Source organism: Lysinibacillus sp. K60 (genome assembly GCF_019731275.1).
In the GTDB taxonomy this organism is placed as follows: domain Bacteria; phylum Bacillota; class Bacilli; order Bacillales_A; family Planococcaceae; genus Lysinibacillus; species Lysinibacillus capsici.
Genome location: NZ_JAASJR010000016.1, coordinates 19868 through 45146, shown reverse-complemented (window position 1 = coordinate 45146; position 25279 = coordinate 19868). Strand labels below are relative to the sequence as shown.

22 protein-coding genes are annotated in these 25279 nt (G+C 35.7%); 11 read left to right on the top strand and 11 right to left on the bottom strand.

The window, feature by feature from the left end; translation table 11 throughout:
- Nucleotides 1-272: 272 nt before the first annotated feature.
- Nucleotides 273-725, bottom strand: a complete 453-nt coding sequence (locus HCH28_RS22935) for an IS3 family transposase (RefSeq protein ID WP_221683256.1) — start codon at nucleotides 723-725, stop codon at nucleotides 273-275.
- A gap of 17 nt (nucleotides 726-742) precedes the next feature.
- The gene (locus tag HCH28_RS22930; protein WP_221683255.1) at nucleotides 743-1303 is read right to left on the bottom strand and encodes a helix-turn-helix domain-containing protein; all 561 of its coding nucleotides are present in this window, start codon (nucleotides 1301-1303) and stop codon (nucleotides 743-745) included.
- A gap of 292 nt (nucleotides 1304-1595) precedes the next feature.
- Between HCH28_RS22930 and HCH28_RS22925 the strand changes: the two genes are divergently transcribed.
- The 3 genes from HCH28_RS22925 to HCH28_RS22915 are packed head-to-tail and all read left to right on the top strand — an operon-like array spanning nucleotide 1596 to nucleotide 5296.
- On the top strand, nucleotides 1596-3071 hold the full coding sequence (locus tag HCH28_RS22925; protein WP_255601740.1) for a spore germination protein: 1476 nt from the start codon (nucleotides 1596-1598) through the stop codon (nucleotides 3069-3071).
- A gap of 4 nt (nucleotides 3072-3075) precedes the next feature.
- A complete protein-coding gene (locus HCH28_RS22920) occupies nucleotides 3076-4206 on the top strand; it encodes a GerAB/ArcD/ProY family transporter (RefSeq protein WP_255601739.1) in 1131 nt (376 codons plus the stop codon).
- The gene (locus tag HCH28_RS22915) at nucleotides 4193-5296 is read left to right on the top strand and encodes a Ger(x)C family spore germination protein (RefSeq protein ID WP_221683252.1); all 1104 of its coding nucleotides are present in this window, start codon (nucleotides 4193-4195) and stop codon (nucleotides 5294-5296) included. Before HCH28_RS22920 ends, HCH28_RS22915 begins: the two co-directional genes overlap by 14 nt.
- A 613-nt stretch (nucleotides 5297-5909) precedes the next feature.
- Here HCH28_RS22915 and HCH28_RS22910 read toward each other — a convergent pair.
- The 9 genes from HCH28_RS22910 to HCH28_RS22870 all read right to left on the bottom strand — a co-directional run bounded on the left by HCH28_RS22910 (nucleotide 5910) and on the right by HCH28_RS22870 (nucleotide 15608).
- Nucleotides 5910-6104: a hypothetical protein gene (locus HCH28_RS22910; RefSeq protein WP_221683251.1), complete on the bottom strand. Its 195-nt coding sequence runs from the start codon at nucleotides 6102-6104 to the stop codon at nucleotides 5910-5912.
- Between the two features lie 902 nt (nucleotides 6105-7006).
- The gene (locus HCH28_RS22905) at nucleotides 7007-7918 is read right to left on the bottom strand and encodes an aminopeptidase (protein WP_255601737.1); all 912 of its coding nucleotides are present in this window, start codon (nucleotides 7916-7918) and stop codon (nucleotides 7007-7009) included.
- Nucleotides 7902-8795, bottom strand: a complete 894-nt coding sequence (locus HCH28_RS22900) for a DMT family transporter (RefSeq protein WP_221683250.1) — start codon at nucleotides 8793-8795, stop codon at nucleotides 7902-7904. Before HCH28_RS22900 ends, HCH28_RS22905 begins: the two co-directional genes overlap by 17 nt.
- Nucleotides 8796-8846: 51 nt before the next feature.
- A complete protein-coding gene (locus HCH28_RS22895) occupies nucleotides 8847-9515 on the bottom strand; it encodes an AroM family protein (protein WP_221683249.1) in 669 nt (222 codons plus the stop codon).
- Nucleotides 9512-10453 carry a DUF1177 domain-containing protein gene (locus HCH28_RS22890; RefSeq protein ID WP_221683248.1) on the bottom strand — a complete coding sequence of 314 codons (942 nt, stop codon included), beginning with the start codon at nucleotides 10451-10453 and terminating at the stop codon, nucleotides 9512-9514. The genes HCH28_RS22895 and HCH28_RS22890 overlap by 4 nt, the downstream gene beginning before the upstream one ends.
- A gap of 14 nt (nucleotides 10454-10467) precedes the next feature.
- Entirely contained in the window at nucleotides 10468-11517 is a 1050-nt protein-coding gene (locus HCH28_RS22885) for an S-methyl thiohydantoin desulfurase family protein (RefSeq protein WP_221683247.1), read from the bottom strand.
- Between the two features lie 14 nt (nucleotides 11518-11531).
- Nucleotides 11532-13094 carry an OPT/YSL family transporter gene (locus HCH28_RS22880; RefSeq protein WP_221683246.1) on the bottom strand — a complete coding sequence of 521 codons (1563 nt, stop codon included), beginning with the start codon at nucleotides 13092-13094 and terminating at the stop codon, nucleotides 11532-11534.
- Nucleotides 13075-13737 carry an aspartate/glutamate racemase family protein gene (locus HCH28_RS22875; protein ID WP_221683245.1) on the bottom strand — a complete coding sequence of 221 codons (663 nt, stop codon included), beginning with the start codon at nucleotides 13735-13737 and terminating at the stop codon, nucleotides 13075-13077. Before HCH28_RS22875 ends, HCH28_RS22880 begins: the two co-directional genes overlap by 20 nt.
- A gap of 278 nt (nucleotides 13738-14015) precedes the next feature.
- A complete protein-coding gene (locus tag HCH28_RS22870) occupies nucleotides 14016-15608 on the bottom strand; it encodes a PucR family transcriptional regulator (RefSeq protein ID WP_221683244.1) in 1593 nt (530 codons plus the stop codon).
- Between the two features lie 243 nt (nucleotides 15609-15851).
- On the opposite strand from HCH28_RS22870, the gene HCH28_RS22865 reads away from it, so the two are divergent.
- The 8 genes from HCH28_RS22865 to HCH28_RS22830 all read left to right on the top strand — a co-directional run bounded on the left by HCH28_RS22865 (nucleotide 15852) and on the right by HCH28_RS22830 (nucleotide 25256).
- Nucleotides 15852-16010, top strand: a complete 159-nt coding sequence (locus HCH28_RS22865; RefSeq protein ID WP_221683243.1) for a hypothetical protein — start codon at nucleotides 15852-15854, stop codon at nucleotides 16008-16010.
- A gap of 366 nt (nucleotides 16011-16376) precedes the next feature.
- Nucleotides 16377-16919, top strand: a complete 543-nt coding sequence (locus HCH28_RS22860; RefSeq protein ID WP_221683242.1) for a helix-turn-helix domain-containing protein — start codon at nucleotides 16377-16379, stop codon at nucleotides 16917-16919.
- Between the two features lie 51 nt (nucleotides 16920-16970).
- Entirely contained in the window at nucleotides 16971-19013 is a 2043-nt protein-coding gene (locus HCH28_RS22855) for a hydantoinase/oxoprolinase family protein (RefSeq protein ID WP_221683241.1), read from the top strand.
- Nucleotides 19014-19016: 3 nt separating this feature from the next.
- Nucleotides 19017-20780 (top strand): hydantoinase B/oxoprolinase family protein, encoded by a 1764-nt coding sequence (locus HCH28_RS22850; RefSeq protein WP_221683240.1) that lies wholly within the window; start codon nucleotides 19017-19019, stop codon nucleotides 20778-20780.
- Complete coding sequence (locus tag HCH28_RS22845) at nucleotides 20781-21116, top strand: cupin domain-containing protein (protein ID WP_221683239.1); 336 nt, start codon at nucleotides 20781-20783, stop codon at nucleotides 21114-21116.
- Between the two features lie 74 nt (nucleotides 21117-21190).
- Nucleotides 21191-22291 carry a M24 family metallopeptidase gene (locus HCH28_RS22840; RefSeq protein ID WP_221683238.1) on the top strand — a complete coding sequence of 367 codons (1101 nt, stop codon included), beginning with the start codon at nucleotides 21191-21193 and terminating at the stop codon, nucleotides 22289-22291.
- 32 nt (nucleotides 22292-22323) lie between these two features.
- Nucleotides 22324-23715, top strand: coding sequence for a purine-cytosine permease family protein (locus tag HCH28_RS22835; protein ID WP_221683237.1), 1392 nt, complete (start codon nucleotides 22324-22326; stop codon nucleotides 23713-23715).
- Between the two features lie 647 nt (nucleotides 23716-24362).
- On the top strand, nucleotides 24363-25256 hold the full coding sequence (locus tag HCH28_RS22830) for a tyrosine-type recombinase/integrase (protein ID WP_221683236.1): 894 nt from the start codon (nucleotides 24363-24365) through the stop codon (nucleotides 25254-25256).
- Nucleotides 25257-25279 lie beyond the last annotated feature (23 nt).

Sequence of the window (25279 nt, the reverse complement as noted above, 5' to 3'; positions counted from 1 at the left end):
TGTAAGAATTGCAAGGAATGCAATGGATAATAAAGATACAATGATAGGATGTTTTGTAACTAATCTACCCCATTTTTTAGTAAGCTAAAGAAGTTCTCTATGGCCGCATTGTCTGCGCATGTTGCTTTACAAGACATGCTTTGAAAAATCCTGTTCTGCCTTAATGTTTTCACCCACGTATTGTGTTGATAGTGCCATCCTTGATCGGAATGAATTGTTGTCCGATATTCAGCACGCTTTAGAATAATTGGAAGTGCTTGTTTAAGTGAATCTCACACAAAATCTAGGCTTGGCCGTTTTGACATACTAAACCCAATAATCTCACCATTATATAAATCCATGATCGGACTTAAATATAATTTTTCATCATCTGTACATTTAAATTCAGTTACATCAATCACCAATTTTTGAAGGGCATATGACGTTCTGAATCTACGATTCAAAAGGTTTTTAGCGACTTTCCCAACTGTTCCTTTGTATGATCTATAGCGTGATTTACGTAAGAATTTTATACATTTTAACCCTAGGTTTTTCATGATTCGTTGTACCTTTTTATGATTAATTGTATGTCCTTGCACTCTTAATTCTGCATGAATTCGGCGGTAGCCATATCGACCTTCATGTTTTTCAAAAGTCTCTAAAATCAAGACTTTCCACTCTACGTCTGGATCCTTTTCCCCCATCAATTTGATATGATAATGATACGTCGCTTCTGGAATATCCACTTGTTTTAAAATATCTTTTAATCGAAATCCTTCTTGTTTAAGTTCGAAGGCGATGGCAGCTTGTGCTTTTCGAGGAAGGCATCTTGATTCTCCCGAAAAGCCTTCAACTTTTTTAAATACGCCACCTCTAAACGAAGCAGATCATTTTCGCGTTCTAGCTGCTCCTCACGTGACATTGTTTTTTCTTGGTTATTCGCTGTTGACTTTTGTTTCTTAGACATAGACGGGCGCCCCTTTGAATTTTTTTGCAGGCACTCTATCCCTTCTTTTAAAAACCGATGATACCAACTGGCAACTAAAGTTGCATCATTCAAGTTAAAGTGAATCGCAGTATCTTGATAGGAAGCACCTGTTCGTTTCAAAAAGTTTAATACATCTATTTTAAAATGAACAGAATAAAACTGCTTCGTTTTCTTAACTAATAAGCTGTTACGTCCAAACTCTTTATAAGCACGTACCCATCTCCTTAATGGAGAATCACCTATACCATACTTCTTCGCTATCGCTCGATATCCTATAGAGCCACTTAAATATTCTTGAACCACCATCAATTTAAATTCTTCACTATATTTAGTCATAAAAATCACCCCAAAAGTTAGTTTTTCACTCTAATTTTTGGGGTGCAGTACCAGAAAGCGCCCGATTGTTGAGTACCAACTAGAGGAAAAACGGCAATCCATAATAGATAAGGCCTTCTTCACCTTAAAGGTTTTTATAAAGTGTCAAAAGCTAACTGTATCTTTGGATGCACTTTTTTGTCCTGTTATGCTCCTCTACGTTTAATGTATATTTTAAAATTAAATTGCAAATAATGTGTATGAATAAAATATTTAAGTACGATGTTTTCTCAATAAGAGGGATGGGATGTACATGTTTTGGAAAAAAAAACAAATTGAAAGTAAACTTGTTACTGAATCAATAGCTGAATCAGAATTATCGATAGAAACTCTGAAAAAAAGCCTCGTTCAAATGGATGATGCAGAATTTGTGGAAATTGACATTTCCGTTATTCGAAAAATTCATCTTGTTTACATACGAACTCTCATTGATCAAGAAAAATTAAATGAAAGTATTATAAAACCTTTAACTAAATGTTCCAAACCGTCTATTCAAGATTGTATTACGAATTCCTCAATTATTCACATTCCTAATTTTATAGAGGCAAAAAAACAGTTGTTTTCAGGTTCCATTTTGTTATTTGATTCTTCGCAAAACCTTTGGTTAGCTGTGCCATTAAAAAATCCTATTGGACGTGCCATTGAAACTTCCGAAACAGAAACCATCCTGTTCGGAGCAAAAGACAGCTTTAGTGAACAAGTAGAACAAAATATTACGCTTATTCGAAGACGACTCCCCATACATGAACTGAAAGCAGAGAAGTTTACTGTCGGTTCTATGAGTGAGACAAGTGTTGTTTTAATGTACATAGAGGGGCTGACTAATCCAGAATTTGTTTCAACAGTCAAAGAGAAGATTTCTGAAATTAATTTTGATCTCTTCTTTGAATCCTCTCAGATTGCGGCATTCATGGAGGAACATCAAAACAGTATTTTTCCTCAGTTTCAGCAAACTGACCGGCCTGATGTAGTTGCTTATTCTCTGGGATTAGGAAAGATCACCCTTCTGGTAGACAATACACCATTTGCTCTTGTTGCACCCATTACTTTTTTCCATTTATTCCAATCACCCGAGGACTATATTAATCGATGGGTAGTTGCCAGTTTTTTGCGCATCATCCGATATGCCAGTTTTGTTCTGTCAATCACATTGATTCCTTTCTATGTGGCATTGACAACTCATCACTATCAAATGATTCCTATACAAACCCTTCTGGTCTTGGTCGACTCAAGGAGCAAGCTTCCTTTCACTCCTTTTTGGGAAGCGTTTATCATGTTAATTTTTATTGATATCATAAGAGAAGCAAGTTTAAGGATGCCTACAAAAACAGGTCAAACACTTGGGGTTATTGGTGGTATTGTGATTGGCCAAGCGGCTGTTGAGGCTGGATTCGCTAGCAACGTATTAATTGTCATGGTTGGGATCTCGACGATAGCTTCCTTTCTTATCCCCAACTACCTTATGACAAAAGCAAATTCATTAATGCAATTGATGCTTCTTGTTTTTTCTTCTTTACTTGGAATAATTGGGATTGCACTAGGAATCATTGCTATTTTAGCTCATCTTAATAGCTTGTCTTCAATCAAGCAACCCTATTTTTCACCAGTTTCCCCTTTCTTTAGAAAGGATTGGATAGACTTATTCATTCGAGGGCCATTAGCCAAGATGTTGGAGCGTCCAGAGCATCTTAAACCTCTAAAACTGAAGAGATATAAAACTAGGAGATGACTTGATGGGAACTTACCAATTATTTAAAAAGAATGAAACCTATAATGGGCTCTATGCCATGTTGTTGGTAAATCGCCTCCAAATGCTTTACTTTTTTCTGATAATGCCAAATATCTTGATCCATCCATATATGATTTGGGTGCTTATAGCTATCGGGATATTATCCCAACTAAACCTTCTTCTTTTATCGAAGTGGCTTTTAACCCGTTTATCTAGCAATGGATATAATGGATTTGTCCAATTGTTTGGAAAAAAATTGGTACGATTTCTCTCTTTCATCGGGTTGTTCTTTATTCTACTTAAACTTTCCGTCATAACCTTAGGGTTCAGCGAAATTGTTCAAACATTTATGCTTCCATCAACAGATACAAATTTTCTTGTCTTTTTTATTTTGTTGTTCTGTTTTTATGTCGCAGGTAAGGGCGTTGAACATACCGTTCGTTTTGTGTTGATTTCTTTTTTCTGTACATTTTGGATGATCACATTTTTCTTTTGTTTCTTCTTTCCCCCAATAGCTCAACTCAGTGATTTGTATCCACTTATTCCAATGGAGTGGAAAGTAGAAAATTGGAAAGCTTTTTTTTTAATTTTGTCTTCCTATTCTGGTCCAGAATTTCTAGTATTTTTGGGGCCATGGCTTAAAACAAATAATAAAACCTTTCGCTATTTGTCTTACGGCAACGCTATCACCGTTGCAGAGTATGTATTCCTCTTTATAGCATCCCTACTTTATTTCGGTTCCAATTATTTAAGTAAAAGTCAATATCCAATTATTAATATGGCCCGTTATTTTCAAAACCCAGTGTTTGAACGAATTGACATGATCATGCTTTCCTTTGAATTATTTAACCTAGTTTTTGCAGTTTCTCTATTTCTACTATTGTTTTATGGAGCATCTAAAATAGCATTTGGTAAAATGAGCAAGCCAACCAGTGGAAAAGGTTTATTATCCAATGTTTTCCTTATTTTCATCGGAATGGTTCTTATGAATGAATTATTTTGGAAGTCTGAGGAGAAGCAGAACTTTTTACTTAATCTTCAAATTATAGCTGGAAGCATAAGCTATTTTCTTGTTCCACTTGTTATTGTTTTAGTAATGAAAAAAAGGGAGGTTAGAAAAAATGCGTCTACATAAAAAGACATGTAATAGATTAATACTTCTTTTTATGACTATTTGTTTATCTGGCTGTGCCCCTTTTACCGAAAATAACCTTATTGAAGAAATTTCTCCCATTACCTTTTTGGCAATTAGTAAGGGGGATAAAGGGAAATTAAAAGTCAGTACAATTTTGCCTCCTCTAAGTAAAGAAAATAAGAATGTTATGTCGCAAGAAGTCAGCTTATTAAAGGAGGGAGTACAGAAGTACAACCTCAACTTCTACCAGGAAATGAAATCTGGACAAATGCGGATGCTGGTAATTAGTGATGAACTTGGAAAAGACGGGATTATGTCCATTATAAATGTATTATTGACTGATCCGGATATTTCTTTGAGAATCTATTTAGTTATCGTAAAAGGCAATTTTGAGAAATACTTGGAAAGTCAATTGGATAAAAGTAAAAATTTTGATTACTCGTTTTATCGAATGCTGAAGCATTATGAGGAAAAAAATCAAGGAGAATTAACTGTCGTTAATCTTCATCAATTTAAGAATTTGCTCTATACTCCTTATTCAGATCCTTTCTTGCCTGTATTCAAAATAGATGAGGATGGGATCAACTATGAAGGTACAGCCTTGTTTCAAGATGACAAGCTAGTTGAAACTATTTCATCTTTAGATGATCGTATCTTCCAGCTGATAAACAACGATCACTACCTAGACGTTCTACCGATTCCAGAATTTGAAGTTGTACTGGGTCATGTTAGATCTAAAATAAAAGTAGATATCGATAGCAGCTATTCTACAATGACCTATACCGTGAATATAGACACTAGGATTGAGGAATACCGGGGAGAGAAGCAATTATTTGACCCAAAAGAATTAGAAAATTTGAAAAAAGATATCGAATCTCATCTTGAAAAACAAACACATGAACTATTTAAAAAGATTCAAGAATTGAAAGTGGATCCTTTACAGCTTGGCATACAAACTAAAAGACCATTCTCAAAACCAATAGAAGGAAAAAAATGGTTTGAATTGTTTGAGAAGATGGACATTAAAATAAAATACAATATTAATATTGATCCTTTGACGGATGCAAATTCAAAAAGGCAAAACCTTTAATTTTTCCTATTGGATAACTAATAACGTAAACAAATGCAGCAGATTTAGCTGTAAATAACACCACTACACAAATCATATATCCCATTAGATTTTTTATGTTTATTGCAATTCTTCTTTAACTATGCTGTTTTTGAACTTAACAAAGTCTCCTCATCTTTTATTAAAATACTACCATCAAAAGATCCCTAAGCTACGTTTTATAACATTTCATAAAAAATTTTATTCTACAATATGGCCCGATCGTAATATGTTTTTTCTGGTTGACCTTTTTCTTTTAGGTCTTATTATAACGGTAGTCGGGGTAGAACGTCTGGCCCGTGGGACTAGATCCTGTCCGCAAAACTGTTAACATGGGTAGCGACAAGTCTCATGTATATAGAGGAGTATTTGGAGGATTCCAGTGTAGGCAGAGTGGTGTTGGAATACGAATTATATGATCAATCACTAACGAAAGAAAATGCCATTATCATTCTCGCAGCTCTAAAATCAGATTTATCGATTCAGGAATTAAAGCAAAAGTATAATCAATAAATTGACCGGATGAATTAAAAATCAATCTATTGCCTTACAAAAACGCTTCCTGATCTAAAGGAAGCGTTTTGACGTTTGTCATTCATTCCACTACTCGCACATGATACCTCTGAAGTGCCTGCTTTAATTGCTCAGGGAAATGTTCTTCTATATAGGCTGCGATATATTGCTTTTTTTCGATTTCGATTTGCGTAGAATGGAAAAGTTTTCGGAAGAATTGCTGTCCTTTTGTAGTGGCATATTGTGTAAGTGCTTCGCTTTCAAGGCGCTTTAACACGGTTTGCTCGATATGTTTTTCTCGGATTTTAATGGCAATGTCTTCTTTATTTGATTGGAGGATGCCCTCTACTTTTTTATTTAATTCTTTATTTTTCTGCGCTAGCTTTTCCGTTTTTGATTGTAGCTTTTCTATTTCTTGCGAAGATTCGGAAGGAAGAGCCTTTATTTTTTGACTGCAGGCGTTGGTGTAAGAGAAGAATATTTTGGTTGAAGAGGTATTGGAGAGATAATCGAAGGAAGATAAGTGATTATTTTAATACAATGGAAAATTAACATATACTAATGATAGAGATTCATAAGAAATCGAAAAAGAGCACCAATAAAAAGGAGAAGTAAACAATCTTAAAAGTAAGAAACGTTAATTTCTTCTCCTTTTTGTCCAAAATCTCCCCTTAGTAGCAAACACCAAAGGGAAATTATAAAATAAGAACAATTTTTGAAAAGGGGTTGTCGTCTTTCATGAAAGAATTAACAATGGAATCGAAAGAATTTAAACGGATTCTTCACAACCCATCAGGCATATGCAAGTGCCATATGACACCTTAACTTACTCCTTTTCTCCTCGTATCCCATTTCATAGAGCTTCCTTTGCATAAAAAAAGAAGATTCCCACTTCCTCTCTTCTTTTCCTAAAATAAAAGACAAATGATAATATGAATCTGGATCATTGGGTCTAAATAGCATTGTCTTTCGTAATAAATTATAGGCATTTCTGTAATTGCCATATCTCATCTTTTCATCTCTACCATAGCGAAGGTAAAGATTTGCCAACTGCATATGATAGTTTGCAGAAAACGGGTTCATCACCATAAACTCCTATCAATTGAGTAAATACTAATTAAACTCCACGAGAAGGCAACACACAAAAACTGGATGGTTCCTGTCACTTATTCAAGTAGTTTATTCCCATTCAATTTTAGGATTAATCGTCACACAATCAATATGGACATTTGTTTTTAAGGTACCACCGAAAGTATGATTAGAACCAAATGCAACGTGAATCGTATTATAAGCTTTTTCATCTTCTAATATATTTCCTATAACTCTTGCAGCATGGTTTGTTCCGATTCCAAGCTCACATAGTAAACTCCCGTCTCCATCACCTAGCAAAGAAAGCAAATTTCCCCCTTGTTCACCGATGACATCAATAAGCTTACCTTTCTTTAGTGTTAAAACAATAGGATTTTCTAAAAGTCCGATACCTGTAATAGAACCGTTAATTTCGATTTCCCCTTCAGCCTCTCCTTCTACAGGTGCAATATAAGCCTCCCCTGATGGTAAGTTTCCTGATGCAGCTTTTCCTTTGAAAACTCCTGTACTTGGAACCCCTGTTCTTCCAGAAAGGGGGATGCTTAATCGATATCCGCTTCCAGTTTTGATTGTTACTCTTTCTGCTTTAGACAATTTATCTGTCATTTCCATTGTTTCTTTTTCTACCCGGTGATAATCGGCTTTCATTGCCCCATGTAAAAACATGTCCTCAGTAATTCCTGGCATTGTAATCACACTGACTCCGTGAATATTCGCATTTTTCCTAGCTAATGTATGTGTTAAAGAATGCTTAGTTAAGCAGAAAACAAGATCGTATTCCAGTATCTTATCAGACGCTTCCTTTGTAGGTTCTTCACCTGATTTTGTTCTGTCCTCCATCTCATAAAAAGAAGTATTCCATCCATTTGAAATTAAGGCATCTTTAAACTTTTTGGCTAACAAAGATGTACTATGATCTGTTAAAACTAATATGGAACTCGATTTAGAAACATCTAAGTTATTTGACATGATATTTGCAACAATACTATGAAGCATATTCATCCTTGGTCACTCCTTTTTTATACAACCTTTTTTTATTCATCAAATAAACACTAGCTAGAACAAAGAATAATCCAACCACCATGCCGATGCTAACGTTTTCTCCAAGAAAAATAACTCCTAATAAAATCGTCATTATGGGCATTAAATATGTTACTAATAGAGCGAATAGGCCGCCTCTTGATTTAACTAAATAATAATAGAGCATATTTCCGAATCCTGAACTAACCATGCCTATAGCAATAAACAATAAAAAAGGTTTCCAATCCACAAAATTTCTGAAACTCATCGGCTCAATAAACAGCATAAATACACCAGAATAAATAGTACCAAGTGCCATGGTTATAAAAGAAAGAGTATACACCGAACAATGCTTTAAATACATGGACGAAAAGATAGCTGACATTGAATAAAAACAAACAGCAAACAAAAGCAATGCTGCAGACCCAACATGAAATTGGCTATTTCCATTCATTCCTGCAAGGATAGTTATACAAATTCCAGCAAACCCTATTAATACGCTCCAAATCTCGTGCTTAGGAATAACTCTTTTTAAGATTACAACACTCAAAATAGTTCCGATTATAGGACCCGAAGCATTCAACACTCCACTAATGGTTGTATCAAGTCCTTTTAAACTTAAACTCATGAAAACCCATGGAATACCTGCACTTATTAAGGTTATCATGATAAGCTTAGGAAGCTTATCAAAATCACCTTCCCTTTTTTTCCAAAGAAAAAATGGTAAAAGCCCCAACATTCCAAATAAACATCGATAAAAGACAATTGAAACGGGATGAAAATCAATGAGCAATAATTTGGTTAGAAAAAAAGTAGATCCCCAAAGAAGGCTTAAAACAAACAGTGCAATAATTGGCATATATTGAGTCCTCTCCCTTAGAAAAAAGACCCGGAAAACCGGATCTCTAATCTAATGTATATATTCTGCAGTAATACGAGCAGTTAAGGTCCGCGGAAGAAGAACTGGCAAGTTGCTCCCCTCCATGGCATCTTTTTTATGAGTTTCAGAATATCCCATACAATCGAGAACAATTAGCTCTGCTCCCTGAGACTTTAACCTTTGGCTGGCTCCTTTTACATCACTATCTTCATAAGGAGAAGCAACTTCAACGAAAAGTTCCAGATTTGGATTTCCCCATTTTTTAGTTAAAGTATTTCGTTGCTCCTCTAATGGAACAATCACTCCCAGCTTCCCCTTTTTTAATATTGCTTGGACTGTATGGTTCAATATCTTATCAGGATAAATTAGTGGCTTCTTACTATGAATGGTCGGGAAATCTCCTGTGCAAAGCATAATAACGACAGTAACCTTCTCTTCAAGCTTGGTTAACTCGTCTTGCAATAATGGTAAAAGCTTGGATTTTCCAATCTTAACAGATTTGCCATTTCTTAATTTTGATATATACGTAATTTCTTGATCATCAGGACAAACTGACTTTATTTTGTCATCACCAAGTCGATCAAGTCCACCTGCCTCTATAATATCAATCGAATCCCCTAAAAGAGCGCGGATAGAAGGGGTTACGTCTTCACGTGGGGATTGTCCAATCGTCAGAATACCTACTGACTTTCGTGTCATGACGAAACACTTCCTAGTGTTTGAAGCTTCTTCATTGAACCATACAATTTCTCAAGATGACTGAACTCTGCCTTATCATAGAAGTCAATTTGCCCGCGTGTAAATTCCTTTGCTACTTCAATGCTAAAACGAACAGCTTGTGCTACATCCACTTCATGACTTGCACCGGTTCCACAGCCTGGAACAGCTGATTTAGCCGTAATAGCAAGACCAACAACTGGTACATCCGTAGCAACAGCAGGCTGCAGAATGCTATTGATGTGGTACACATTGTTTCCATAAGGGGTAATATCTTGAGTCGTTACAGCAAATGTCACAGGTAATTCCCCAGTAGACATCTCCATGATTCGAAGCAAATCATCACTGAACTTTAAAACATACCCTTCTTTTACAGTTGGAGATAGGGCAATTCCACGATGGTTAATGATTTTATTTCCTTTTGTTGTATCAATGGATAAAACGGCATCCATTTCAGGCAAAACTTCATACTGATTCATGGTAAGGATATCAACTGGTGACCCCATAAAATCAACTGGTTCATGTGGCTCTGTTGGAGCAACTGGACAAATATGTGTTGTAATATAGACATCACCTGGTAGACGATCTCCTTTTTCAGCCATACTCGCAAGCTTTAACGCTATTGTGATAGCGGCTGCGGCTCCATCTCCGTCTGAAACAAATCCAATACGGGAAGGACGGGCTCCAAGTCCACCCAAACGACCTACTACTCCTAGAGAAGGGGCATTACCACCTGCTAATTTCCCTTCAAATCCTTTTACAACAATTTTTACAAAGTCTGTTGACCCACGATCACCCGATACAGTTTCGTAGGTCGCCTCAACATTCGAGAAATCTGCAAAAAGCTCGGAAATCATTTGTCCATTTGCTTTTGGATGATCCAACAATTCCATTACTTCTATTGTATATTTCAGTGACATTACTTCTCTCCCCTTTAAACAATCTTTTTATGAATAATCATTTCTATTGACTTTAGAAGCTTTTCATTAAACATTGTTGAGCTTAATTTTAGGTTGTCTTTCGGTACTGAAATGACCGCAATACTTTGACCTTCTTGAATCTCGGCGCTTACTAATGGACACCCCGTTTTAGCATCAAAAGTCATAATTAAATCTGGGAATGTTCCCTTACGTTCGCCATTTATCTCAGCAGTCATGTATTCATTCCAAAAAGTAAGCTCTAAATCATCAATCTTCACAAATCCAACATCGAATCCGCCTGTTTCATTCAGTTCATACGAACTTACCGTTCCTGAATGAATAACCCGCCCTTTTAGATATAAGGCAACGGCTTCAATTCGCTCTGGTCCCTCAGGTACGGATAGGAAGACTTCACCAAGTTCTATTGCCTGAGTGATGCCACCCACAGCAGCATTTTTTTTCACATAATCAACTTGCACTGGGTTTCTGCAAACTCCTACCATTCCTCCAGCCTCTACAGACATGGAACGGACTACATTTGAAGCTTTGTTAATGGAAGCAGATACTATCCCTTCTATTTTTTTATCATTTTTTCCGCCTGAAAATGTCTGAATTGATAAATACCCATCCACTTCGGTTAAATTTAAAGAACCCATCGATCCTGTCGGATGTGCCCTTCCATTACAAGGAGCATCGATAACCGGCAAGCCAGTACCTGCAGCCTGCAGCCAGCCATTTATCGTTGTAGAAGCTCCATTTTCGTTTGTCATAATAGCTTTGATTGGCTGCGGAAATTCTTTTTGCATGCGTTGAACCGTTTGGACTAGCTGTTGTGAGTCAACATACAACTCTTTTGCAGAAGGTGCCCCGACAAGGGACACACATGCAACATAGTCATCGTCTTGCAATTCATCAATTGTAATCAAGTTAGGAGTGCCCATTTCAAAGGCAGATTCTGATTTTGCTAGACCATCATGAATCCATCCTCCGCCTCCGCCTCCGAGAATACAGCCTCCATAGACTGCTTTCTTTGCATCATCTTTAGTTAATATTTTTTTAGTCATTTAGATCCCCCTCTTTATCTAGCTTTCCAAATCGATGTAAAGAAGCTATATATAGCATCCCCGGCAATAAATCCTGCTGCGGTTGTGTACATTGTTTTTTCCGCCTCTGGACCACGAACTTTTAGTATTGTTATACGGATGAGAACCCCGATGATTACTGCCCAGCCTGCAATTGGGGATGAAATCAATAGACCTGTCGCTAACAAAATTCCCATTTGCCTCTTTGGCCCACCAATTAATTGAATGATAGCTCCTGGAATAGCCCACAATAATATTAACGATGTTACGTCACCTGAAATCCCAGCTTCAATTGTCGCAGCGTAAACGCGATCTACTGGGGGAACTAAGTCTTGTGTGAAAAAGGAGTCTGCAAAAAGAGCAACCATTATTATTGCAACACCAAATCCAATCGCTGCACTCTTAAATTGCTGACGTCTTGCAAAAAGCTCTTGAGCACTTGAAACACCTCGTCTAATCAGGACACCGGCTTTGAAGTCAAAACCCATGTCTGCAAAAGCAGGACCTGTTGCCGCTGTATAACCTGTAAGTAAGGCAAGTGCAACTGGCGGAAACCCTATGATCATTCCGATGATTAGTGAAATTAACGTAATAGCAAATGCTGGAAACCACCCTGAATGCATCGCTGCAATCCCTACAATAATTTCACTTACTATAGCAGCAAAGGAAGCATATAAAACAAATAATAACAGTTGCCAGATAGGCATTTCAGCCATAATTCCACCCATAACAGCAACAAGTGCGGCCCCAGCTATATAAAGAACTAAACCAAGACCAAATCCTTTTTTTACATCACTTTCATTTCGTGTATATTCATGATTCGTTTCCACATCAGGTTCTTTTTGAGATCGAGACTTAACAAGAGTCATTATAAATTGGAGTAGTGCCACAACTCCTGCACCAATCATCATTCCATGTGGAATATAGTACTCATTTAAGTCCACCCCAAAAAGCTGAACAGAATATCCTCTTAATAACAAACCAAGACCAAACATTGATAACGCCCATATGTTTCCGATAAATGCAACACCCAAAGCTGACATCGGAATACCGAAATGAGAACCAGCAATTCCACCTAGAATTCCTAAACCTAGGAATTTCGCTTTAGATCCACCCTTATCTCCAGCCTTTAGGGCTTCAGCAGTTGCAATACCTTGGGGCCAAGCTTCATCTGCACCAAACAATTTCGAATCAAATACTTTATATAAAATGAATGCATCAATAAATAAGGCAATCCCAGCTCCGATTAGCATAGGAATGATTAACTCCGGCATCCCTAAAACATAAGGTAATCCAATAGGGATTAATAGACTATTAGCTGCACCAAACGTGGCAGCAGAGATAGTCGTTTGAACTAAATTCTGATTATCCAAGGACTTGTATTTATAGAACATTTGCATCGGAATCCGAGCTATAACCATCGCAATTAAAGCACCAATTATTGATGTGTTCGGAGTAATTCCAAGAGAAGTGATCAGCTGCATCCCTATGATTGCACCAAAAATAGAGATTAATATCGAAAATACGATAAACGAGAAATCAAACGTTTTTTGATGCATTCCCTACACTCCTTTCTATCAATTGATAAGCTATTGCTTGTGCTTCTACTAAATCGATGACTGGTACAGATAAGTACTTAACAAAATACTCCTTTAAGCGAATCGTTGAAAATCCTGTACAAGCAAATAAAATAACATCTGCTCCAGAATCAATTAGCCTTTGAGCTACTTGTAGTAACTCTTCTTTTGCACCTTCTTTAAATAAATCCGTAGTTTTTCTTAACTTTTCAGAATAGTCATGTGAATGATAGTGTTCACCAAGTTCCTTTTTCATCCGGCCTGGTATAAAATCTGTGATGCCAATTACCCCAACACGACTTCCAACCATACAAGCCGTATGTGCTCCACATACTCCTGCACCTAAAACAGGCACATTCACAACATCTCGTGACTCATCAATAGCTGGATCAGCCGCACAGCTAATTGTGATTGCATCTACATTAAACTCTTCTGCCATTTTTTTAGCCAATTTTACTATTTTTGGAATGGCTACTTGTTCAGATTCATCATTATAAATACCATTAGGTTGATCTTGTATACATTTTGTAATAGAGTCTACCCCAGCATATTTCTTCATTTCATTTCCATGTTCTTGCAAAACAGACTCATCTTCAGTTGTTAAAACTCGAATAATTCCTAACATGGTGTTATCACCCCCCCTTTTTTAATAATTATAAAAATTTAAACTAATTGGACAAATGTACAAACCGGGAAGGATTTAGATTGAGTTTTTGCTCACTATTTCCACTTTTCTCATAAAATAGAGTGTTGCACTAAAAGGGAGTCAATAAATTTCTAAAATAAAAGCCGGAGGAAAAAACGAACAGTTTTTTCCTTCCGGCTTTTTTGACTATGGAATGGGTAACCTGTACAATCTTAAAATAAAAATAACAGGTTAAATAAAATAACATATGAATTTACTTAAATTAACTCTTTCAATTTTAAACAAAAACGCAAAGTAAAGAGGTTTTCAGGATCATCCAGCTGCATGTTTAGCAGTTCTTTAATTTTTTGAAGCCGAAAGGTCATCGTTCTTCGATGAATAAATAATGTCTCTGCAGTACGCGATACATTTCCATTCTCTTTTAAGAAGGCAATTAAAGTCTCTAAAAGCTCTCCATCATCACTTGTAAGAGGTGAAAGAACTTCATCCGCATATAGCATGGCAGTTGAATTCGTGCTCAAATTAATAAGAATTTCATAAATTCCCAACTTATCATAGGTATAAACTTTTTCATCAGGTCGCACTTTTTGACCTATTTCCATAATTTTAACGACAGATTTAATTTTCTCATCATAGTCTTTTAAATTTCTAAAAGGAGCACTAACAGAAACTGCGACATCTATAATGGAGGAATTTTGCAATGATAGTTTACATACATTTTTTAAATATGACACTATGTTTTGATGCTCGTTTTCTGAAGACTGGATAAGGGAAAAAATTTGATTATGTTTTTCGAATAGAATACACTCTTCACACAGCAGGGTCTGCATCCATTCTTTTATATTTTTTCTTACTAAACAATTGATGTCGAACAACGGAGAAGGTTGTAGAGAAGGTATATCTTTACTTTTTCTATAAAAATACAAAAGGACAAATTCGCGATTTACATTTGCGGAATTATGCTTATCCAAAAGTAACTCCAATTTGGCCTTCTCTTTGATCCGTTCTTTTTGTAAATCTAACTGCTCACTCAAAATTGTTTCAGAGAGTTTACGACTCAGGTGTTCTACATGATGGGGCTTAACCTCTTGAAACTTAGATTGACTTTTAAACGGAAGATGGATAAACGCAAAAATATCCTTCTTCGATAAAAGTGGTACAATCAGCCGATTCCTTTGATCCGAAAATTTTTCGCGTCTTAATAAGCTAGGCTGGATATCGCTTTTCCAATCTTTTATTAGCTTCTTATAATTTGGATTGGAAGGTACAGAAAATAATAAATTAGATTTTCTCCAGCCATCTGATGAAAATGTTTTTGAGCAATAAAGTAATTGACCTACACAATCCTCAATATAGACTTGAGCCTCCAAGATTTCTGATAAACGTTCAACCTCATCTTCCACCTTGGCATAATCCTCGACAATAAAATCATGGAAGGGATTGGAAGAATTCTGCTTAACTCTTCTTTTTTCCTCATATAGATTTTCATATAAAGGGGTTACTACATTTATATATGATACATTTTTCGGAATTGAAATGATTGGAAAAGAATTTTTTTCTGCTAACGCAATCATTTCTTCAGGCAGGTAATCAAGAAACCTTCCTAATTTCACCACCATACCTGCAGCACGTTTTTCGATTAACGTTTTTAATATATCATATTGCTTTTTAAAATCATCTTTAACCGAATAAAAGCTTGTCAACATCAAAATCCCTTCTGATGCCCAATTCCCTACTTCTGGAACTTCCATGACCTCAATCGAAACAATCTTTCGTAAAAGACCTTTTCTCCCTGTAATCACTTCACCTTTTGACAATTCGCCAATCTTTAAAGCATCTTCTACATTCATCTCTCTCCCCCCTATCGAAATTTTTTAGCAATTATATCATAAAAGTAGTCGGAGACCACTATGGATATTTTGTAATGAACTGAATACAATAATAAAATTTAACACAAAGAAGAAAGGGTTTTACATATTAGTCATATCTAATATGTAAAACCCTTTCTGTTGATAAACTATTTAGTCAATGAAATTTTTTGAAAAATCAGGTAAAGTCCTTTCAATTCTATGAAATGAGTTGGAGGGATTTTTATGTTCTTTACTACTTCAAGACAGACCATCGAAAAAAATCGGGAGGCTTATTTAGCTATGTATGATAAGAGCCATCTGTTAGTGCAATTGGATCAATTAATTGATTGGCAATCGATTTTAAAAAAGTTGATGCGCTATTATTCAAATACACCTATTTAAATTTAGCTGCAATTACACACTTTAACTTTTGAATCAACATCGACTAATATTGTTTCATTAAAGGGAAGGTATGTTTTAAGAAACAGATTTAAAACAGCATCTTTGTTAGAACTAATATCCTCGATAGCCAGTTCCGTTCGATTATTTTTCCATTTCTACAACTGCTTACAAAGTGGTCAAAGAAGCTCTCCCATCCAAAGAATAAAAACTTCCTAAAAACAATCAATAAATTAATTAATTTAAATTTTTAAAATTTACTGTAAATTTTAAAATTTCTGTGATAACATACAAATTACAGTATTACTTTAATTTTTAAATAAAATTATAGTTTTACATTACAACCTAGATTTACTGGGGGTTAGGAATATGAAAGAAGTATCGACCAAAATTCGTGAATTAAGAATTGAAAAGGATTTAACTCTAAAAGAGATAAGTGAAAAAACAGGATTATCTGTAAGTTTTTTATCTCAAGTGGAGAGAGCTTCTTCGTCAATTGCAATAACTTCTTTAAAAAAAATTGCAGATGCGTTAGAAGTTCCAATTACTAACTTCTTTGAAGATTTTTCGAATGAAAATTTTCAAGTGAAGAAAGAGGAACAGAAACCTTTTAAATTAGAAGGTTCTAGTGTTACTTACACAAGACTGGGTGGAGAGTTTTCAGGAAGAAGTATCGAGCCAATGCTTGTAACTTTCCCTCCAGGACCTACACCTGAAAAAACTTTCAGCCATCCCGGTGAAGAATTTTATTATGTACTCGAAGGAGAACTAATATTTGAGGTGGATGGAAAAGAATATGTTTTAAAACCTGGTGACTCAATACATTTTCCATCAACACTTTCACATTCGGTGAAAAACCCATTAGAAGCAGATGCCAAAGTCCTTAGTGTAGTAACACCAGTTATTTTTTAATAACTGAATTTTTATACATTGATTTATTAAATAAGAAAGGTGGCTAGATTTATGAGAGTAGCAACAGATATCGGAGGAACTTTTACTGACCTAGTTTATATCGACGAGCAAGGAAAAGTTGGTGTAGCAAAAAGTCACACAACTCCTCCTAACTTTGAAAATGGGGTATTAAATGTTATCGAAGTAAGTGGTATAAAGACTGAGGAACTCGATACATTTATTCATGGAACAACGGTTATTATTAATGCTTTAACTGAACGTAAGGGTGTAAAAACAGGCTTAATTACAACCAAAGGATTCAGAGATGTTCTTGAAATTGCTCGTGGAAATAGACCCGATCTATTTAATATTCAATATAAAAAACCTACGCCTTTCGTTCCGCGATATTTACGTCAAGAGGTAACAGGACGCTTAAATTACAAAGGTGAGGTTATACAAGAATTAGAAATTGATAGAGTAAAAGAGATTATTGAATACTTCAAACAAGAACAAGTAGAGGCTATTGCGGTTTCATATTTACATGCTTATAGTAATCCGATTCATGAAATTGAAACAGTTAAGCTTATAAAGGAACTATGGCCTGAGGTTGCTGTGACAGCATCCTATGAGGTAACAAGAGAGTGGAGAGAATATGAACGCACTAGCACAACTGTCCTAAATTCTTATGTAAAGCCAATTGCCTCAGCTTATATAGAACGTCTTGAAAAAGAGTTAAGCAAAATCGATAATTCAGCTAATAAATATATAATGCAATCTAATGGTGGTACGACTACTTTCGAACAATCAAAACAAACTCCGATTAACATGGTGGAGTCTGGTCCTGTAGCAGGTATTTATGGCGCTGCTATATTAGGGGAAATTCTTGGTGAGGAAAACATTATAGCCTTTGATATAGGTGGAACAACAGCGAAATGTTCTCTAATTGATAGTGGTGAAGTGAAGGTAACCACTGAATACAATATTGAGCGTGATGATCGTACTGCGGGATATCCAATCAAAGTTCCAGTTGTAGACATTGTTGAGATTGGAAACGGTGGAGGATCAATTGCATGGATAGATGATGGTGGCTCATTAAGAGTTGGACCTCAATCTGCAGGTGCATTACCTGGTCCAATTGCATATGGAAAAGGCGGAACAGAACCTACTACTACAGATGCAAATTTAGTAACAGGAAGACTTTCACCTAAAAATTTTGATAATGAAGTAGATATGGAAAAAGTGAAGGCAGTAGTAAATGAAAAAATCGCTACCCAATTCAATATTTCAACTGATGAAGCTGCTCTAGGTATTATTCGTATGGCAAACTCAAATATGTTGAATGCTCTAAAATTAATTTCAGTTAGAAAGGGCTATGATCCACGTGAATTTACTTTAGTTGCATTTGGTGGTGGGGGATCTATGCATGCCCCTGCACTTGCTAAAGAGTTAGGTGTTAAAAAAGTGATTGTGCCAGTTGCTGCTTCGGTATTCTCTGCTTGGGGAATGTTAATGACAGATTTAAGACATGACTATATTCAAACATATATACGTCGTGTAGACACGATTGACTATGAAGAGTTTAACAATATTCTAGAGGATCAAGAAAGCAAGGCATTGGCTCAATATGCCGATGAAGGTGTAGCAGAAGATCGGGTTATGTTTACTAGATTTATAGATATTCGCTATATTGGGCAAGAGCATACGGTAAAAGTACCTGTACCAAATGGGAAGGTAACAAAAGAGGTAATGTTAGATGTGATACAAAATTTCCATAATAGACACGAACAATTATACACATTTAAGTTAGAAAATAATCCGACAGAAATTGTAAATCTACACTTAATTGCTTTTGGATCTGTACAAAAACCTGAGTTATCTAAAATAGAAAATAATGGATTAGATTTACAAGATGCACTAAAAGAAGTTAGACCCGTTTTATATGAAGGAAGTGGATGGATTGATACACCTGTATACGATAGAACAAAGTTAAATCCAGATGCATTCTTAGAAGGTCCAGTGATTGTAGAGGAATCATCCGCTTCAACAGTAGTTTATCCTGGTCAGTCCGTAACAATCGACTTATATGGAAACTTAATTATCGATATGGGGGTGTAAATTATGGAGAAAACAATTTATCCAACAGCAACGAAAGTAGATGCATTTACATTAGATATTGTTAAGGATTCTTTAATAGCAATTGGAGAAGAAATGTTCTATGCATTAGCTCGTACTTCAATGAGTCCTATTATATATGAAGTTTTAGACTATGCGAGTGGTCTAACTGATTCAAAGGGACAACTATTAACTCAAGGTAACGGTGTAACAGGTTTTATTGGAATGCTAAGTTTCATGGTTAGAGAAACCTTAGAAAAGTACAATAAAAATGGAGATTTAAAACCTGGCGACATCATTTTAATTAATGATCCTTATGGTGGAGGCGGATCCCATTTATGTGATGTGGGGTTAGTTATGCCTATCTTCTACAATGGGGAATTAATTGCATTTTCCGCTAATAAAGCCCATTGGACAGAAGTTGGAGGAAAAGACGCAGGTTCAATGTCTACAAATTCAACAGAGATTTACCAAGAAGGCTTACAATTCCCTTGTGTAAAACTTTACGATCAGGGAGTTTTAAATCAATCTGTTGTTGAAATTATTGCTGCGAATGTGAGATTTCCAGATCTATCATTAGGAGATATGTGGGCTCAAGTTGCTGCTCTAAAAACTGGTGAGAGACGAGTTCAGGAATTATGCGAAAAATACGATAAAGAAACAGTTGTAAACTCTATTAACTATTTATTAGATCATGGAGAACAAATTGCACTTAAATCATTAAAAAATCTACCTAAAGGAACATTTGAAGCGGTAGATTATATTGATGATGATGGAATTGAAAAAGGTCCTTTTAAAGTACAAGTAAAAGTTGAAATTACTGATACTGAGTTTATATGTGATTTCCGAGGAAGTCATCCACAAGTAACTGGATCTATAAATTGTACCTTAACTGGTCTAATTTCAGCAGTTCGAACTATTTATCTTGCTGTAACTAATCCATCACAAGATGTAAATGATGGCTCTTTCCGACCTTTACGTGTAATTACTGATGCAGGTTCAATATTCAATGCAGTACGACCTGCACCAGTATCTATGTATTGGGAGTCAATGTTATTTGGAACAGACTTAGTTTGGAAAGCTCTAGCACCATTAGTACCTGACCGTCTATCTGCTGGGCACTTCTTATCGGTTTGTGTAGCTATTCTTGGTGGAAAACATCAAGATACAAATGAACCATTCTTAATCGTTGAACCATCTGTAGGTGGATGGGGTGGAGACAGAGAAAAAGATGGTGCCTCTGCTCAGTTCTGTATATTAGATGGCGAAACATTCAATATTCCAGTAGAAGTTTGTGAAACTAGAAATGGTGTATTAATAGATGAATATAGCTTAAATACTGATGGAATGGGTGCCGGCGAATTTAGAGGTGGTTATGGAGTTACAAGAGCCTACCGTTCATTAACAGATAATCAGTACTTTACTGGTTCCTTTGGTCGTCATAAATATAACACATGGGGAACAAATGAAGGTAAAGAAGGTTCTACTAATTACTTTGAATTTGTTAAGAGTAATGGTGAAACATTCGGACCATATGGGAAGTATAATCAATTCCCGTTAAGTAAAAATGATGTTACAAGACTAGTCACTGGTTCAGGTGGAGGCTATGGGAATCCACTAGATCGACCTATCGATAAAGTGATATGGGATGTAAAAAATGAATACATCACAGTGGAACAAGCTGAAAAGGACTATGGTGTTACTTTAAACCCTAAAACACTAGAAGTCGTGGGGCTTTCTGCAGAGCGCAAACAAAAGGAGGGCGAATAAATGGAAATCGTATCAACTAGTGATGTGAAATCTAGCAGCCAAACAGAAGTTATTATGAAAACTATATTTGACGAAACTGTAATTGAAGGTGGAAGAACAGCTTTTGGAACAGTAATTATTCCGCCTGGTGCTAGAATTCCTCTAGAAGGTACTGGATCTCATACCCAGGATGAATATGGATTAATATTAAAGGGTTCTATGCTAGCAATGAGTGGCGGAAAAGAATATAGAGTAGTTGCAGGACAAGCGACATTTATTCCACACGGAGAAAAACATTGGGCATATAATGATGGCCAAGAAGATTGTGAAATAGTATGGGCTCTAGTTTCTAGATAAATTACATGAGGGTTCTTCCTTCTATTATTACACTAATAATAGAAGGAAGCCTTTTTAAAAAGGAGAAGGTTGAATTGATATACCAAGATCGTATCCAAAAAGCTCAGGAAATTTTGAATGATTTAAATATAGATGCTCTTTTAGTAACGTCTTCAGCAAACTTTTTCTATTTTAGCGGGACATGGCTAGAATCACATGAAAGATTACAGGCGATTGTTATTAATAAAGCAGGTCAGCCAATTATGCTTATACATGAAATGTCTAAAGAAGAAATTACTAATCCAACGCTATTTCAAACTGTATTTTGGAAGGACGGTGATAAATCTATTGAGATTTTAGGAGAGTTTCTCCCTAATGAAGGGGTTATTTCTATTGATAACCAGTGGCCAAGTCTAAATTTAATAAACTTAATTCAGCTTAATAACAATATTAAATTTGTAGATAGTACTAGTATTATAGGTAAATTAAGATTAAAAAAAGATTTACATGAGATAGAATTATTGAAAAAATCAGGGGCTATAGCTGACGAAGTTGTAGGTAAAACAATAGATTTTATTAAAGTAGGTATGACTGAATTAGAAGTTGTTGATGAAATCCAACGTTTGTTTGAGATGCATAATGTCAAAAAGATGTCTTTTAATCCTGTTGTAGGGGCAGGGAAAAATGGAGCAGTTCCTCACCATCATTCAGGTGAAACAAAAATTTCAGAGGGAGATATGGTGGTTATTGATATAGGAGGAATTAAAGATTTCTATTGCTCAGATATTACTAGGACTATATTCATTGGAGATAGTGTGACTGAGGAAATGCAGACTGTATACAACACAGTTAAGTATGCGCAGGAAGAAGCAGTTAAAGCTATAAAACCTGGCGTACCATTAAAAGAGATTGATAGAGTAGCTAGAGATATAATTACTGAAGCTGGTTATGGCGCTCAATTTACACATAGGACAGGTCATGGTTTAGGTATAGAAGTACATGAGGAGCCATTTGTGACATTTAATAATGATCAACTTCTTGAAGAAGGTATGGTGATAAGTGTAGAGCCAGGAGTATACCTTAGCGAAAAATTCGGAGTCAGAATTGAAGATATTGTAGTGGTTACACAATCTGGTTTTGAACGTATTAATAATTATCCGAGAGAGCTAGTTATAAAAAATAGGTTGCCATTATAGAAGTCTGAAAATTCAGAAAGGTAGTGAGTGAAATGAGTGAACTAGAAAAAAAATCAGCAATTGGGAAAGATGAAGCATTAGCTGCAGTACCTTTAAATGAAAGGCAACATTGGATGACACCAGCCATGATCTTTGGTGGTCTAGAGTTTACAATACCTGTTTTAATGGTAGGGGCTTCTCTTACAGGTGGCTTTTCTTTAGCAGAGATTTTACTAATAGTAGTACTGTCTATGGTTGTATTTCAATGGCCAGGAAACTTTATACAAGGTTATATAGGTGCAAAAACGGGTCGTGCATCTTCAGTTATTGCAAAATCAAGTTTCGGTGCTCTACAAGCTAGATTTATTGTAGGATTAACTATTTTTATCGTATCTATGGGATGGTGGGCACTTCAAACTGCGGTTGCAGGTAACGCTATATCTGCTATGTTTGGAATTGACTATACTACAGAGTGGGGTGAGTGGGCTTTAATTACCGTGATAGCTGGAGCATTATTTGCCCTGCCTGCAATAATCGGTTATTCATCAATGAAGTGGACTGATTACATTGCAGTACCAGCTGGACTTATTTTGATAATCGGTGGAATTTACTTAGCATTTAAGAATATAGGTTGGGACACAATCACTTCTTGGAATCCTGAACCAAATATGACGATCCTTGCAGCAATAAGTCTTGTTATTGGGGTTAACGTTTCACAATGGGTTATAGCATCAGACTATACTAGATATGCGAAGCCGAAAGTGAAAGATAATTTATTAATACCTATAGGGATTGTTGGTGTAGGAATTCCATTATTTTATGTTGGGGCAATTATGTCTGTTGGCGTAGGAGAAGCAGATATAGTAACTGTTATGTTAAACATGGGCTTCCCTGTTTGGGGCTTCCTAATCTTATGGTTTGCGACGTGGACTAGCCAAATTGTAAATAACTATAGTATGGGATTAGCACTAGCGAATATGTTGAATGTAAACTCTGGGAAAGGGCGGGCATTACTAACATTAGGTGGAACAATCATTGCAATTGTAATAGCTCTTGCAGGAATCTTAGATTATTTCACAGATTTCCTATATATGACAGCATTGATATATCCAGCAATCGCTGGGGTAATGATGAGCGATTTCTTTTTAGTACGTAAACAACAATGGGCTGAAAATGAAGGTTGGAATTGGATGGCAACTATTGCTCTTGTCGTAGGTACTTTTGTGGGATATCTGACTCAATATGTATACCCATTTGGATTACCAGCTGTTCAATCATTAATAGTTTCTATTGTTGCATATTATGTTGCTATGAAAATAAAAGGATCAGTTTCACCAGATCAATTTACAAAAGTTGATATAGAAGATATAAAAGACCAGTATAGAGAACCAGGTAGTATTGATAATGAAATTGAAGACGCTAGGAGTATTAAAGAAAGAGTTTAATTAAATCTTCTTAATATCTAAAATGCGTTGGATAAAAACCCAACGTATTTTTTGTATGTGCAATAAGGCGTGGATCTTTTAGCTTCAATAAAACAAATTTACCATGAGTTTCTTCTATAATATAGTGTTATCTCCATTTTTAGAATGAAAAACCGTCCAACCAGTTGATTTGGTTGCCTCTTTAAACATTTTGACTAGCTCCTGTCCACTGAATCATTTTCCACTAAGCCAATTAATAGTTGTTCGGTAAAATCGTTTGCCATTTTATGTACTGGATCAATTTAATTCCATTTTATACTTATCCAATCTTTACTTCCTCTTACATCTTACATCTGTAAAGCATCAAAATAAAATTTAGGGATGATGACTTGTCTTTGCTTTGATAATTTCCTCTTTTTTTTGCTGTGTTCATGAACATTATCTCAATTTATGAAAGTATGAATTTATTTTAAAAATAAAGAAATTTAAGGGATAGAAAATATCTATCAACCTTAAAAAAAGACTGTTGTTTAAGGTTGAAAATTTTATAATAAAAAAACGTAAGTTCTTATATGAAGATATAAAAAACACAAAAAGAAACTTTTCAAAGGTGGAAATTTCTACTTTTGAAATATATACTTATTTTAACGCGAGGAGGGACATATATAATGGAAGAAACACTATTTTCTTTGCAGCAATATAAAATGACGAAGCAAAAAGACGAAACGCTACAAAAGATTCGGCAGGATAAGTTAAATCGGTACCAGTCCGATTTCAATTTGTTTCAAGCTTTTTGTGATGAGCATTTCCTTTCAAAGGATTTTGAAGCACTCGAACTGTATCTTCATGACCTGATCACGCAACAACAAGTTCGATTATCGACATTTAATCGACGTTTAGCCGGCGTGAAGTACTGGTTAGTACATGAATACGGATTTCAATTCACCTCAGAGCACGAGGGAAGCATTAAATTACTACGTAGTTTGTACGATCAAGAGGATTTTTTACGATTAAAGCCAATGCGTGGGAAACGTGCTGAAAAGCAAAGTGATGTACTGCGCCTCATTGATCGGTACGATACGGATAAAAAGAGTGACATTCGCAAGCGAGCAATTTGTTTAGTGAATCTTATTACAGCGAATCGACCGTCTGAAATGGTACGGTTAAAAGTGAGTGATTTTGATTTAGAAAATCGGACAGTTCAAGTGATGATGGTTAAACAGGGTGAAATGAAAGAAAAACACCTGACGCTAGAGTGCGTGCAGGCGATTCGAAAGTATATTGCTACGTGTGAGTTGTTACCAGAAGATTATTTTGTCGGTGCAGCTGATAAATGGGGTAACCATACAAGCCGACAAATTAGTGAGGTCAGTTATAATCAAGCTATTCAAAGCTGGCTTGGATTCGCACCGTACACATTTCGTAAAACACAAATCACCGCTATGTATCAAAAAGGTGCCGATATTCCAACGATTGCGAAACAATCTGGTCATAAGTCGCAGCAAACGATTATGGAACATTATATAAAGTTGAAATCAGATGATGTTGATAACTATTTATGAGATTTTAAACAGAAGAACATATC